14 protein-coding genes are annotated in these 13863 nt (G+C 61.2%); 5 read left to right on the forward strand and 9 right to left on the reverse strand.

Annotated elements, in window-relative coordinates; all coding sequences use genetic code 11:
* Positions 1 to 12: 12 nt before the first annotated feature.
* Together QWE_RS14805 and QWE_RS14810 are read left to right on the forward strand one after the other, a co-directional pair.
* Positions 13 to 999 (forward strand): WD40 repeat domain-containing protein, encoded by a 987-nt coding sequence (locus QWE_RS14805; protein ID WP_006726960.1) that lies wholly within the window; start codon positions 13 to 15, stop codon positions 997 to 999.
* A 294-nt stretch (positions 1000 to 1293) separates the two neighbouring features.
* Positions 1294 to 3129 (forward strand): methyl-accepting chemotaxis protein, encoded by a 1836-nt coding sequence (locus QWE_RS14810; RefSeq protein ID WP_006726961.1) that lies wholly within the window; start codon positions 1294 to 1296, stop codon positions 3127 to 3129.
* Positions 3130 to 3210: 81 nt separating this feature from the next.
* Here the strand turns inward: QWE_RS14810 and QWE_RS14815 are convergent, their stop codons facing one another.
* The 5 genes from QWE_RS14815 to odc2 all read right to left on the reverse strand — a co-directional run bounded on the left by QWE_RS14815 (position 3211) and on the right by odc2 (position 7823).
* The gene (locus QWE_RS14815; RefSeq protein ID WP_006726962.1) at positions 3211 to 3843 is read right to left on the reverse strand and encodes an outer membrane protein; all 633 of its coding nucleotides are present in this window, start codon (positions 3841 to 3843) and stop codon (positions 3211 to 3213) included.
* A 336-nt stretch (positions 3844 to 4179) separates the two neighbouring features.
* Positions 4180 to 4809, reverse strand: coding sequence for a hypothetical protein (locus tag QWE_RS14820; RefSeq protein ID WP_006726963.1), 630 nt, complete (start codon positions 4807 to 4809; stop codon positions 4180 to 4182).
* A gap of 254 nt (positions 4810 to 5063) precedes the next feature.
* Positions 5064 to 5762 (reverse strand): OmpW/AlkL family protein, encoded by a 699-nt coding sequence (locus tag QWE_RS14825; RefSeq protein WP_040300287.1) that lies wholly within the window; start codon positions 5760 to 5762, stop codon positions 5064 to 5066.
* A 261-nt stretch (positions 5763 to 6023) separates the two neighbouring features.
* Entirely contained in the window at positions 6024 to 6620 is a 597-nt protein-coding gene (locus QWE_RS14830) for a GNAT family N-acetyltransferase (RefSeq protein WP_006726965.1), read from the reverse strand.
* Between the two features lie 69 nt (positions 6621 to 6689).
* Positions 6690 to 7823, reverse strand: coding sequence for an ornithine/lysine decarboxylase (gene odc2, locus QWE_RS14835; RefSeq protein ID WP_006726966.1), 1134 nt, complete (start codon positions 7821 to 7823; stop codon positions 6690 to 6692).
* Positions 7824 to 8399: 576 nt separating this feature from the next.
* On the opposite strand from odc2, the gene QWE_RS14840 reads away from it, so the two are divergent.
* From QWE_RS14840 to QWE_RS14850, 3 genes are all read left to right on the forward strand, one after another.
* Positions 8400 to 9293 carry a LysR family transcriptional regulator gene (locus tag QWE_RS14840; RefSeq protein WP_006726967.1) on the forward strand — a complete coding sequence of 298 codons (894 nt, stop codon included), beginning with the start codon at positions 8400 to 8402 and terminating at the stop codon, positions 9291 to 9293.
* Positions 9294 to 9382: 89 nt separating this feature from the next.
* On the forward strand, positions 9383 to 10027 hold the full coding sequence (locus QWE_RS14845; protein ID WP_006726968.1) for a DUF1007 family protein: 645 nt from the start codon (positions 9383 to 9385) through the stop codon (positions 10025 to 10027).
* Complete coding sequence (locus QWE_RS14850; RefSeq protein ID WP_006726969.1) at positions 10021 to 11142, forward strand: nickel/cobalt transporter; 1122 nt, start codon at positions 10021 to 10023, stop codon at positions 11140 to 11142. Before QWE_RS14845 ends, QWE_RS14850 begins: the two co-directional genes overlap by 7 nt.
* A 4-nt stretch (positions 11143 to 11146) precedes the next feature.
* On the opposite strand, the gene QWE_RS25770 is transcribed toward QWE_RS14850, so the two are convergent.
* From QWE_RS25770 to QWE_RS14870, 4 genes are all read right to left on the reverse strand, one after another.
* Positions 11147 to 11548 carry a hypothetical protein gene (locus QWE_RS25770; protein WP_006726970.1) on the reverse strand — a complete coding sequence of 134 codons (402 nt, stop codon included), beginning with the start codon at positions 11546 to 11548 and terminating at the stop codon, positions 11147 to 11149.
* A gap of 14 nt (positions 11549 to 11562) precedes the next feature.
* Positions 11563 to 12252, reverse strand: coding sequence for a GNAT family N-acetyltransferase (locus QWE_RS14860; protein WP_006726971.1), 690 nt, complete (start codon positions 12250 to 12252; stop codon positions 11563 to 11565).
* A gap of 103 nt (positions 12253 to 12355) precedes the next feature.
* Positions 12356 to 13054, reverse strand: a complete 699-nt coding sequence (locus tag QWE_RS14865; protein WP_006726972.1) for a tellurite resistance TerB family protein — start codon at positions 13052 to 13054, stop codon at positions 12356 to 12358.
* Positions 13055 to 13141: 87 nt separating this feature from the next.
* Positions 13142 to 13780, reverse strand: coding sequence for a 2-dehydro-3-deoxy-phosphogluconate aldolase (locus QWE_RS14870; protein ID WP_006726973.1), 639 nt, complete (start codon positions 13778 to 13780; stop codon positions 13142 to 13144).
* Positions 13781 to 13863: the final 83 nt, after the last annotated feature.

Raw genomic sequence — 13863 nt, forward strand, 5'->3', positions numbered from 1 at the left:
AAGCCTGTCCGTATGCCCACAGTCGCACCGCTCGATATCGAAGGTCACGTTGTCTCGACCCATTTTCTCGGTGACATCCCGGTCTTCGCCGCGGCAAGCGGTGCCATTCATCGGCTGGATGGCGGCGAGAAGGTGACGGAGGCGAATGCCGGTCTGCTGACTTGCGTCAAGGATCCGGCAAGCCAGACCCTGCTCACCGGTGGCGAGGACGGCCGCGTGCTGCGCATCGCCCATGACGGCACGGTAACAGAAGTCGCCCATGTGCCGCGCAAGTGGATCTCGGTCGTCGCGCCCGGTCCGCAAGGCGCGGTCGCCTATGCTTATGGCAAGTCGACCTTCGTGCGGCTTGCCGATGGCACGACAAAGGAATTTGTCGAGGAGCGTACTGTCGAGGCCGTCGATTTTGCTCCCAAGGGTCTGCGCATCGCCGTCGCCCGCTATAACGGCGTCACGCTCCATTGGGTTGGGACGGCAGGCGCGCCTGTCGATCTCGACTGGAAGGGCGCCCATACCGGCGTGACCTTCTCGCCCGATGGCCGCTTCGTTGTCACCATGATGCAGGAATCGGCGCTGCATGGCTGGAAGCTCGACGGCAAGGCCGCCGACACGCGCCACATGCGGATGACCGGCTATCCCGCCAAGGTCAAATCTCTTTCCTGGTCGCCCAAGGGCAAGTGGCTCGCCTCGTCAGGTGCACCGGCCGCAATCGTCTGGCCGTTTTCCGGCAAGGACGGCCCGATGGGCAAGGCCCCGCTCGAACTCGGCACCCGCGCCAACATTCTCGTCACTCAGGTCGCCTTCCACCCGATGGAGGAAGTTCTGGCGATCGGGTTCATCGACGGCATGATCCTCGCCGTGCGCATCGCCGATGGCAAGGAGGCGCTGTTGCGCCGTCCCGGCAAGGGTGCCGTGACCTCGCTTGCCTGGAGCAGCACCGGCAAACTCCTCGCCTTCGCCTCCGAGGCGGGTGACTGCGGCGTCATTGACATCACCGGCTGATTGCCGCGCACGGCGCCAAGAGCGTTTTAGTTGCGTGTACTCGCAAGAAAAATCGCGCTTAACGGCAAATACTACAAAAAATCACACTATACTATTCACTGTATGCTCACCTTAACCATGCGGTAGTAAATCCCTCCCTATTTTCGGGGAGGACGAGCGAGAGACAACAAAGCCGCGTCTCGTCTGACTGCAAGATTCTCCGCAGCCTATCTCAGATTTTCTTCAACCACGGCATCCTGCCGAGGCGCAGACGCATGCGCCTGTCCGGCAGGCGGATTTGCAAACGGACGCAACATGACACTCAACCTCAAAATCGTGGTGACGGCAGCGGGTCTCGCTCTTGCCGCCGGCATCGTCGCAGTCGCCGGAGTGGGCGCACAGACGCTGCAGACGCTCAAGGTCAATGGTCCGATCTATAAAGAGATCGTCGACGGCAAGGACCTGATCGCCGACATCCTTCCTCCGCCACTCTATCTGATCGAATCCTACGCGTTGGCCAACGAGGTCTTCGTTCATCCAGACACAGCAGCCGTCAACATCCCCCGCTTCGACGTGCTGAAGACGCTCTACGAAGAGCGCCGAGAATACTGGAAGAACTCCACCCTGCCAGACGCTCTGCGCGCGAAGCTTTATGACGAAGTCATCGCCAAGGGGGACCGCTATTGGAGCACGCTTCAGAACGAGGTGAAGCCCGCTCTTTCGGCCGGCGATGCCAGCGCTGTCACGCCGATTCTGTCGAGACTGAAGGTCGAGTTCCACGATCACGAGACCTCGGTGAACCAGTTGGTGACAATGGCAAGCGACTATCTTGTCAGCCGTGAATCCTATGCGGCCGCAGAATCGTCCAGCCGCGAGCTTCTCGTGCTGACCCTGGGTCTTCTGCTTATCGCAACCGCGCTTGGCAGCGTCTACTTCATCCACCGCCGCGCGCTGAAACCGCTTGGCGAAATCACCGACTTCATGACCAACATGGCAGGTGGCGATTTCACCGCCACCGTACCCCATGCAAACCGCAAGGATGAAATTGGCCATATCGCGGCAGCCGTCGAGGTCTTCCGCCAGGCCGGCCTCGAAAATCAGCGCCTGCAGTCTGAAACCGAAACGGCCCGCGCCGAGGTGGACCGCGAGCGGGCCCTGCGCGACAAGGACCGCATGATCGAGGCGGAAGCTTTGCGCTTCGTCATCGAAGCCTTGGGTGCCGGCCTGCATCGTCTAGCTGAATGCAATATCCGCATGACCCTGGACGAAGCCTTCGATAAGCGCTTCGAACCGCTGCGCCACGACTTTAATCATTCGATCGCAACCTTCCAGACGACCCTGGAAAAGGTCATGGAAGAGACCCGTCGCCTGCTGGAAAATAGCCAGGAAATGCGGGAGGCGTCCAGCAATCTCGCAAATCGCACGGAGCAGCAGGCAGCAGCCCTTGAGCAGACGTCAGCAGCCCTCGAACAGGTGACTGCCACGGTACGGCTTTCGGCCCAGCGCACCAGCGATACGCGGGAACTCGTGAGAGAAGCGAAAAACTGTGCCGTGGCATCCGGAGATGTGGTTCGCTCCGCCGTATCGGCCATGGAGCGTATCGAAACCGCATCTTCCGAGATCGGCCAGATCATCGGCGTGATCGACGAGATCGCCTTCCAGACAAATCTTTTGGCACTGAACGCCGGCGTCGAGGCGGCGCGCGCTGGTGAAGCCGGCAAAGGCTTCGCGGTGGTCGCTCAGGAGGTCCGGGAATTGGCGCAGCGCTCGGCAAACGCTGCACGTGACATTAAGGGCCTGATCCAAAAGTCCAGTGTCGAAGTGTCTTCCGGTGTCCAGCTCGTCGGCGAAACCGGCCACGCCCTCGATCAGATCGGCGATTTCGTCAGCCGAATCGACACCAATGTCGATGCGATCGCAACGGCAGCCCGGGAACAGGCAACCGGTCTTCAGGAAATCAGTGCGGCGATCAACAGCATCGACCAGATGACCCAGCAAAATGCCGCCATGGTCGAGGAAACAACAGCCATCGGTCATACCCTGGCAGAAGGCGCGATGTTGTTGACAACCCTGGTCAACAGGTTCGAACTCAATCGCCGCGCGGAGATCCGGGAAGGCAAATCAAGGACGATCGAGCACCGGGCCGCGTAAGCCGCCGAGGTCTGGCCTCAACAAAAAAACGCCCGGCCATCCCAAGGGACGGCCGGGCGCATCATCAATCAATCGATCGGATCAGAACTTGACCGCGAGACCGACGTTGACCGTGTGCTGGCTGAAATCGACGTCGGTGCCGCCGAGGTTGCCGGAACCGAAGTCGTTGTAGCGATACTCGACGCGGGTGAACATGCGGTCGGTCAGAGCGTAGTCAACGCCACCACCGATAGTCCAGCCATGCAGCGTGTCGTCAAAGCTGCCAGCTGCGGTGTTGCCTTCGATGTTCGTGCCCGTGTAACCACCGGCTACGTAAAGCAGCGCGCGGTCCATGGCATAACCCATGCGGGCGCGAGCCGACCAGTTCAGACCGGATTCGAAATCGCCGACGCCAGCGACAGTTTCGTCGTTCCAGTCGTAGTTCAGGTCGCCTTCGAGACCAACGACGAGCTGGTTGCCGAGATCCCAGTTATAGCCAACGAAGCCGCCGAAGCGTGCGCCGTCGAAGCTTGCGTCGATACCTGCAGTTTCGCCGTCACCCCAGCCGTAGCCGGTCAGGATACCTGCATAGCCACCTGCCCAGGAAAACTGCGGCGCGGTTTCGATGGCAGCCATCGGCGGTTCAGCCGGAGCTTCGTAGATGGCGTCAGCCGCGAAAGCCGAGGTCGAAATCGCCAGAGCGGCGGCAGATCCGAGAAGGATGCTCTTCATCATGTTTTTAACTCCTGTGTTACAAGGTCGCTTATAACGCCATCTCTGGTTAATGTATGTGATGATTATACAACATAACCACCTAAACCTATCCGGCGTATTTGTTCCCGCCCGTGCGAAATTTTTCGCGCCGGACCCCGCACCAAGAAGCGATGAGAGCGAAGATAGTTCCCGCTCGTGGCGGAAAAAAGGACAGCTCTTGTCAGGACTGCGTGAGGAGTGCGTGAGTTTTGCCACACCGGCTGGCGCAGACCGCACAAGCTGAGCAAGTGCTTCTGAAAATCGCAAGCGGCCCGGAGCACGCGCAGGCTTCTGCGAATGAAGGAACGTCGTCGCGCCTCACCACACCCAATAATGAAAGGCCGTGCCATTTTGCGTGAGGCTGGCAAACTTGCCAGTGGCACTGTCGGTCATCATTTCATTTTCGATGACGACGTATTTTTCAAGGAATTCGTCCATGCCCGATGTATTCCAGCGCCCGACAGACCCGCTCTGCTGCCCATCCGCGCGATAGAAATCAGTCTGCGTGTAGATGGATGTGACGCCCATTTTTGACATGTCGTAGCGTTGGAGCGTCCCATCCTCCGCTGCCTTCAGGAACGCTCGGGCGCGTTCCGCCTTGCTCCCGATCCCTTTTGCCTGCTCAGTGAATGCTTCGAGCTGCTTTGACATCTGCTCGCTATCGGTGATGAACTTGCCGGTCCCGGTCTTAGTCAGCCGATAATCACCGTTGGTGCCCTCGATGCGCTCCGCGCCTTCCATAGTGAACAGGCCGTCGGATGAATTCATCCCGGCAACGATCTCGATGATTTTCCCGATCGCGCCCCCTGCCCTGAAGACGTCATCGATATTGCCCGTCACTTCGTCGAAGCGAATCGGTGAACTTGTCGCCTCCGACGCGCCAGTGCCCGAGCTGGAAAAAAGCAACGAGATGGAGCTGGCAGATAAAGAACCGATGCCTGCAATCATAGGATCCCCCAACGGTGCTCCTCGACTGCGAACTCCACCTTTCCCGACCCGGAAAAGCGAAGGCCAGGCGGAACACAACCAAAGGTAACAACGCCATCTTTCTCAAAGCTTAACAGCCGTCTCTATGCCAAAGGTCCGAAGCCCCGGTTCCAGGCCGACATGGCAAGATGAGAGGCAATTTCACGCCACGCTGGAGGGACGGACGCTGCCGCCCGTCCCTCTGAATGCATATGCTAACCCGAGGCAAAGTGGTCTCAGAACCGATAGGTGATACCTGCGCCGATCAGCCAAGGATCGAGCTTCGCCTTGCCGGAGTAATCGGTACCGCCGATGGTCGCGTCGAAATCGGCCTTCAGGAACAGCTTCTTGACGTCGAAGTTCACGCCCCAATGCTCGTTGATCATGTAGTCGGCACCGACCTGCAGCGCTGTGCCGAAGGTGTTCTTGACGTCAAGGCTGCTCGCCGCATCACCCTTCTGGCTGTAGAACATGGTGTAGTTGACGCCGGCACCGACATAGGGCTTGAACGCGCCGAAATCGGTGAAGTGGTACTGCAGCGTCAGTGTCGGCGGCAGAAGCCAGGTCTTGCCGACCTTGCCCACGGCAGCCAGGCTCCCCTCCCCGTAGATGTTCGAATAGGTCGTGCCGAGGATCAGTTCGGCGGCGAAATTGTCGGTGAGGTAATAGGTGATGTCGAGTTCGGGGATCACGCTGTCACTATAGGACAGATCCGAACCGGCGACGCCGTTCACGGACCCCGAATCATTCGTGATCACGCCCAGACCACGCACGCGGACCTGCCAGGGGCTCGGCGCGGCAAACGTTTCGGTCGCCGCTTCCGGTGCCGGGTCCATGAGCGGCGCCATGTCGGCCGCCGAGGCTGCGGCGGTCAGCAGCAGCAGAGTGGCGGTCGCGGCAAGAGCGCGGGTTGAGGCAGTCCGGACGGTGCTCATCATTCTCTCCTTGAAACAGATACTGGCCTAGAGCCGGCGCCAGCTAGCAGCCCCGGAGAGAGAAGCCGCTTGAGGCAGATCAATAGGTTAGCACTTGATTATGAAAAACAACGATCGTCTTTGGAGCTGTGGCCGGCGCGACACATCCAGAGTTGACGATTGAAAAAGCAGCATGCGCCCGGCCTCATGCCGGACAAAGGAAAGGGCCCGGCGCGAGCGAATCGCGGCCGGGCCCTTCAGCGAGCATCTGGGAGCCTTCGATCAGGCTGCGCGGCGCAGGTCCGTCGGCTGCGACAGCTTGCGACCGGACGCGACCACCATGCCGGCAGCTCCTTCGAGCCAGCCATGCACGAGTTCCAGCGCCAGGAAGCGGTCACGGGCAAACGGACCCGGCATCACCAGATGCTGCGTCTTGTCGGCAAAAAAGCCGAAACGCTCATAATAAGGGGCATCGCCGACGAGCAGCACGGCGCCGTGGCCGCGCTTGCGCGCTTCGAGAAGGGCTGCCCGCATCAGCGCCGCGCCGATTCCCTTGCCCTCATGGGCGCAGTCGACGGCGAGCGGACCGAGCAGCAGGGCGTCGACCGTCTGGCCTTCACGGCTGACGCCGGCCTCGATATTCCACAGCCGCACGGTTCCGATCACGTGGCCCGCGCCATCACGGGCAACGAGTGCCAGCCCTTCGGCCGGGACCCGACCGCGGCGGATCTTCTCCGACGACTTCTTGCGGCGGTCGCGGCCCATGGTGCGGTCAAGCAGCGCCTCGCGCGCGACCACGTCGGCCGGCGTTTCATGATCGATGACAAATGCAGGCGACGGCGCGAAAAGCGCGCGCATGCTGGTCAGAACAGCGGCCATTCTGGCCTCCCATCCCAAGCGATGACGATAATTGTGAGGGTCCGTGCCGGTTGGCCGGCACGGGAGACGTCAGATGACGTAGGACTTCAGCGGGTCGAAGCCGTTGAACGCCACCGCCGAATAGGTGGTGGTATAGGCGCCGGTACCCTCGATCAGAACCTCGTCGCCGATCGAAAGCGAGATCGGCAGCGGATACATATTCTTCTCGTACATCACATCGGCCGAATCGCAGGTCGGACCAGCGAGAACGCAAGGCGCCATGTCGTCGGCGTCACGGACGGTGCGGATCGGGTAACGGATCGCTTCGTCCATGGTTTCGGCGAGACCGCCGAACTTGCCGATGTCGAGAAACACCCAGCGGTGCTCGTCATTGTCAGACTTCTTCGAGATCAAGACGACTTCCGCCTTGATCACGCCGGCATTGCCGACCATGCCGCGGCCCGGCTCGATGATGGTCTGCGGGATGTTGTTGCCGAAATGCTTCTTCAGCGACGCATTGATCGCCTGACCATAAGCTTCTGCCGACGGGATGTCGCGCAGGTACTTGGTCGGGAAACCACCACCCATGTTGACCATCTTGAGCACGATGCCCTGCTTGGCAAGCGAGTTGAACACGCGCTTCGCGTCGGCAAGGGCGCCGTCCCAGGCATCGACCTTGGTCATCTGCGAACCGACATGGAACGAGACGCCGAAGCTCTCGAGGCCAAGCTGGTGCGCATAGACGAGAACGTCGACGGCCATCTGCGGAACGCAGCCGAACTTGCGCGACAGCGGCCATTCGGCGCCTTCGCCATCGGTCAGGACGCGGCAGAACACGCGGGCACCAGGAGCGGCACGCGCGATCTTCTCGACTTCCTCGTGGCTGTCGACGGCATAGAGGTTCACGCCGAGCGCAAACGCACGAGCGATGTCGCGTTCCTTCTTGATGGTGTTGCCGAAGGAGATGCGCGAGGCATCTGCACCGGCATCGAGTGCCATCTGGATCTCGGCAACCGAAGCGCAGTCGAAGTTCGAGCCCAGCGAGGCCAGGAGCTGGAGGATCTCCGGCGCAGGGTTCGCCTTGACTGCGTAGTAGATGGCGCTGTCCGGCAGGGCATGACGGAAGGCACCGAAATTGTCGCGCACGACGTCGAGGTCGACCACGAGGCAGGGACCTTCGGGACGTCGGGTGTTGATGAAGTCGAGGATGCGTGCAGTGGTCATCGATGTAACCTTCCAAATTCCAGCGAAACCCGAAGCGGCCAAGCTTCGGATGGACAAAGGACGGCGAGACATCGCTCGAAACCAGTCGGTGGAAACACCGGTACCGTACGAACGCTCGACGCGCGAAACGATGGATAAACGCACTCTTGCCTGAGCGCATAAATCCGCTTTGTCTGCCATGGATTGGAGGGAGACCCTACCGCACTTCCGGCAATGATGGTGTGCCTCTTCAGTACCCCGGCTGATGGAAAGCCGGCAGAGAACCAGAAAGGCCCGCACCGTCGTTGCTTCAAGATGTCCTCGCATTTCCCGGTTGGCCGGAATAGCGACTGGAGGGGTTAGTTCCAGGTACCTTACCGATGACCTCACCTTAGGGATAAATCCCAGTTCGAGGGTCGGCGGACACCCACAGGCACGTGCGACTTTGGGCAAACCGGAGATAAGAAATGCGCTCGTCATAATCAAGAGATTTTTTGAGGCCGTGCGGAAGTTTTTTCGCCGTTTCTGCGGTAGCTATTGAACGAAGCGGGCGCTTTGTTCACAATCCGGCAACTTCGCGAGGGGATTGGGACTGAAATGGACACGCTGACGCGCATCAGAGCCTTCATCGACGTGGTGGAAGCCGAAGGTTTTTCTGCTGCCGCCCGCAAGACGGGCCGCTCCAAGGCGCTTTTGTCGAAGTACGTCAGGGAGTTGGAGGATGAACTCGGCGCACTCCTGCTCAATCGTACGACACGACAGTTCTCGCTGACCGAGGCCGGCCACACCTATTTCCGCACCGCCGCCGACATCCTGAAGGAGATCGACAACCTTGCAGACCTCGTGCGCGAGAACAATGCAGACCTCAAGGGCAAGCTCAAGGTCACTGTTCCCCGCACCTTCATCGATGCCGATGTCGGGCAGTCGCTGATCGACTTCGCCAGGGAGAACCCGCAGATCTCTCTGGAGATCGTCGCGGAAGACAGATTCGTTGACCTGATCGAGGAGGGTTTCGATCTCGGCATCCGAATCACCAAGCTTGACGATTCCGGCATGATCGCCCGCAAGCTCTCCGACTTCCGCGTCTATGCCTGCGCGACCCCTGCCTTCATCGCGGAAAACGGCCCGCTGGTGCATCCGACCGAGCTGTCCCGCATCCCCTTCCTGATCGATACCAATTCTCGCTCCCACAACAGCCTGCGCTTCATGGAAGCGAATGGCGACATGATCTCGGTGAACGTCTCAGGCCCGATCGAGGTCAACAGCCCGCTCGCGACCCTGCGCGCCGCGCGGGCCGGCATGGGCGTTGCCATGATCCCCGATTTCATTGCCCGCCCCTATCTGGCATCGGGTGAACTGGTCTCGCTCTTCGACGACTTCATCGCCAAGGACCGTGGCATCTACGCCGTCTATCCGCATCGCCGCTACCTGCCGGCCAAGGTCCGCGCCTTCGTCGACTACCTTCACGCATGGTTCAAGCGCTACTCCTGAGTTTGAGCGCTGCATCGGGTCCCACTTTCGTCCCATTCATCGGACAGGGAGGGACCTCAAGCGGGAAATCGGGAAGGGTTGTTGAGAGCATGCTGAAGAGGCTCGGTTACTGGGTGGCCGCAATGGTCACGGCCTTTGCCACACCGGCACTTTCCCATCCGCATATCTTCGCCGAGGCCAGGCTTGAGATCGTGGCGGCGGATGACGGCACGCTGAAGGAATTGCGCAATGTCTGGCGCTTCGACGACATCTTCTCCTCAAGCGTTCTCATGGACTTCGACAAGAACAGCGACCTGAAGCTCGACCACAGCGAGCTGACCGAAATCGCCAACACCATCCGCGATTCGCTCGGCGATTACAGCTATTTCACCTTCATCACCAAGGACGGCGCCACCTCCGAAATCGCGAAACCCGAGGTCTTCAACGTCGACTTCAAGGACAATCAGCTTCTCGTATTCTTCGTCGCGAAACCGAAGACACCCGTCACGATCGGCGGGCGGATGCATTTCGGGGTCTACGACCCGACGCTCTACACGGCGATCGACTTCGCCAAGGATGAAGACATGCTGGTCGAGGGCAAGGCCTTCTCCGCCTGCACCCACAAGGTCGTCCGCCCCGATCCGGACGAGGTCATCGCCCAGAACCAGCTCAACCTCACCGAGGCTTTCTTCAGCGATCCGACCGGCAACGACATGGGCAAGCTGTTTGCCACCCGCATGGAGGTCTCATGCTGAGGACGGTTGGCCGCGCACGCACTGGAGGGCTCATTGCCGCGACACTGGCGCCTGTTTTCCTCGCCGGTCTCGCCCATGCCGCCTCCCCTCTCGGCATCGGCACGGCAGAACCGAGCTACCAGCCAACGGGTGGACCTTTTGCGCAACTGCTGGTCTTGATCAATGACCACCAGCAGGCCTTCTACAGGTCGCTCACCGGAGCGCTCAAGGCCATGCGCGAGGATCCCTGGGCACTGACAAGCCTTGTCGGCCTCTCCTTCCTGTACGGGGTCTTTCACGCCGCCGGCCCCGGGCATGGCAAGGCGGTCATCTCCTCCTACCTGCTCGCCAATGAAATCGAGCTGCGCCGCGGCATTCTGATCTCCTTCGTCTCGGCCTTCCTGCAGGGCCTCGTCGCGATCGCGGTCGTCGGTACCGCCTATGTCCTGCTAAGAGGCAGCGCGATCAGCATGACGGATGCGACGCGAACGCTGGAGATTGCCAGCTACGCGATGATCGTCGCTTTCGGCCTCTGGCTCCTGGTGCGTAAGCTGAAGGCATCCTTTGCACAGACGAGCCGGGCCGCCGCAACAACGGGTAGCCTGTTCGACAGCGCCGACACCTCCTCCGGCGGCAGCGTTACAGCCTCGCTGTTTGCCGGTCCGACTGAGACCACCTCGACCGGGGAGACAACCGGCTCGCGCTTCCGCGCGCTGGCGGTTGCCCATGATCACGATGCGCTGGCCCCGGGTTCGGTCTGCCATGAATGCGGCGTCACCCATCTACCCGATCCGAGCCTCGTCGGCGGCAGTGCCTTCAGCCTGCGAGACGCCTGGTCGGCCGTCATTGCGGTCGGCATGCGGCCCTGCTCCGGCGCGCTGCTGGTCATGACCTTCTCGCTGCTGAACGGATTGCTGCTCGGTGGCGTGCTGTCGGTCTTCGCCATGGCTCTCGGCACCGCGATCACCGTGTCGCTTCTTGCAAGCCTCGCCGTCGGCGCCAAGGGGATCGCCCTGAGGCTCTCAGGTCCGGGTTCGAGACGCGCAGGCGTCGTCGCAAGCGCGATCGAGGTCGGCGCGGCACTGCTCGTTGTCCTGCTCGGCGCCCTTCTTCTGGCAGCGAGCCTCAACGGCTGAGAGATCAACCCTCGTCCCCGCCCCGGCTGCGCTGATAGCGCGAGCGGAGCCAGAGGATCAGGAACATTGCCATCAGGGCGACGCCGCCGACGAAGGCACCGAGTTCGGGCGAATAACGACCGAGCCAGAGCACGACGGTCGGAACGATCAGCATCAGACCGAAGATGACCGCAACCACGGCAGCGGCCTGGGCAGCCGGCGAACGGGCCGTGCTCGGTGCTTCCTCGGACCGTGCGACCTTCTTCGGTTCCGGCAGCTTGCTGAAGGCGTAGACGACAACCCCGATTGCCACGCAGATGCCGACCGACCAGGCGACTGTCGCGCTCTGGAAGCTCGCATAAGCGAGTGCGGCAACAGCTACGGCCGTGCCGACATAAAGGATGATGCTGAAGATATTCGGCTTCACGGTTTGCTTTCCTATCAGGGGTCTGAGGACGCGAGCTCGGCCCGCAGATCCTCCAGCCGCCGCCGTTGGCGACCGGCCTCGTCAAAATTCTCAGGCGAAAGCCAAGCCTCGAAGGCAGCGCGGATCAATGGCCACTCGCTGTCGATCATCGAAAACCAGGCTGTGTCGCGGTTCTTTCCCTTCGACAGCATGTGCTGGCGGAACACGCCCTCGAAACTGAAGCCATAACGCTTCGCCGTGACCTTGCTCGGTTCGTTCTCGTTGTGGCACTTCCATTCATAGCGGCGATAGCCGAGATCGTCGAAGACATGCCGGGCGAGCAGGTAATGCGCCTCGGTCGAAAGCGGCGAACGGCTCATGGCAGGACCGTGCGCCACACCGCCGATTTCCACGACGCCATTGGCCGGATCGGGCCGCATGTAGTTTGCCATACCGACGATCTTGCCCGTCTCCTTATCCCTGAAGACCTCGGTGACCCAGCCACCTTTCTGGACAGCCGCAAGCCAGGTGTCGAAATCCTCGATACCGTTGAAATCGGGCTGGGTGAAATAGGTGAGAAGCGAATTGATCGCCATCCCGCCAAGGCCGTTCCAGAGCGCTTCCAAATGCGCCGCACGATCATAGGGTTCGACGACGACGAAGCGCCCCTCCAGCCTCACGGGCTGGGGCGCCGGACATCCCTTGAAAGTGGACAGGTCACGCATGAAAACGCCTCGGGCAAAACAATGGCCCGAGGCTTAGGGCACGGAGCCGGCAAAGGCAACCGTCCGGGCAGGACCGAGCCCGGACCGGATGCCGCAGCAAAGGTCAGAGGCTGATCTTCGCAGAGGCGACGGTGGCCTCGATATGATCGACCAGCGCATCCGGCAGGCCGAGACGACCGGCCAGCATGTCCAGGTAGCCACGCTCGGTGCGGGTGTCAGGCTCGATCGTCAGGCGCGAGGCGGTGTAGATTTCCACCTTCTGCTCCTCGGTCTTGGCCGAGGCGACGAGTGCATCGAGATCGATGGGCTTCGCAAGCTCGGCCTCGATGAAGGCTTCGGCTTCCGTGCCGAGACCAGAGAGGTGAACCTTGTCCATGATGCGCGCCCGCTCGGCAGCATCGATGTGCCCGTCGGCTTTGGCGGCTGCGATCATCGCCCGCACCAGCGACAGGGCAAAGTCATTCGAGACGGCCTGGGGCTCGGTGCTGAAGGGCGAATCCTGCGGCGGCGGCAGAAGTTCTGGCAAGGCCTGTGTCGGCTCGGGTTTCTGACCCGTCTGATAATTTTTGTAGGCCTGATAGCCGAGACCGGCAATCACGGCGAGGCCGCCGAGCTTCAGGGCATTGCCGCCGAGCGATCGACCGGTCTTCGTGCCCAGCAGCACGGCTGCCAGCGCGCCGCTCTTCCACGGGTTGGCCTTCGCCATACCGAGGATATCGTTCCCCTTCTGGCCGATCGAGCCGGATGCTCCCGGCATCTGCGATCCGAGGAATTGATCCAGCAGCTTCTTGGCGTCAAACATCGCGGTCTCCTTGTTGAAACGGTCGCCCCCTAGATAGGAAGCGACCGCGACATTACAAAGAGCTACGTGAAAGTGCTGACGCAGATGTCAACCCTTGAGCGCGGAGGCTTCGCTGGCAAGCTTGGTAATGCCGGCCCAGTCTCCGGCCGTAACCAGTTCCTTCGGCGCAACCCAGGAGCCGCCGACGCAAACGACGTTCGGCAGCGAGAGATAGTCCATGGCGTTCTTCAGCGAGATGCCGCCGGTCGGGCAAAACAGCGTTCCGGCGAGCGGCGAGGACAGGGCCTTGAGATAGGCCGCACCGCCGGCCTGTTCGGCGGGGAAGAACTTCAGGACCTTGTAGCCCTCTTCGCGCAGCGCCATCACTTCGGACGCGGTGGCCGCACCCGGCAGAAGCGGAATGTCGGAGCTTCTCGCCACGTCGAGCAATTCCTGCGTCGTGCCGGGGCTGACGATGAACTGCGAACCCGCATCGACGGCTGCGGCATAATGAGCAGCGTTGAGGATGGTGCCTGCACCGACCACGGCGCCTTCGACTTCCTGTGCCACGAGCCGAACGGCTTCAAGGGCGGCATCGGTCCGGAGCGTGATCTCGATCGCCTTCAATCCGCCTGCGACAAGAGCGCGCGCGAGCGGCACCGCCGTCTTGGCATCCTCAACGATCAAAACCGGCACGACCGGCTGAAGCTTCAGGGTGGAGAGGAGCTTTTCGGTTTTGTCGCCCATGGCAGAACCCTCTTTTTAAAACGATTAGATCGGCCTTTCACTAACCCGCTGCGGCCTGGATGTCGAGCCCGAGAGCTAGCACG

The sequence above is a fragment of the Agrobacterium albertimagni AOL15 genome (genome assembly GCF_000300855.1).
Lineage (GTDB): Bacteria > Pseudomonadota > Alphaproteobacteria > Rhizobiales > Rhizobiaceae > Allorhizobium > Allorhizobium albertimagni.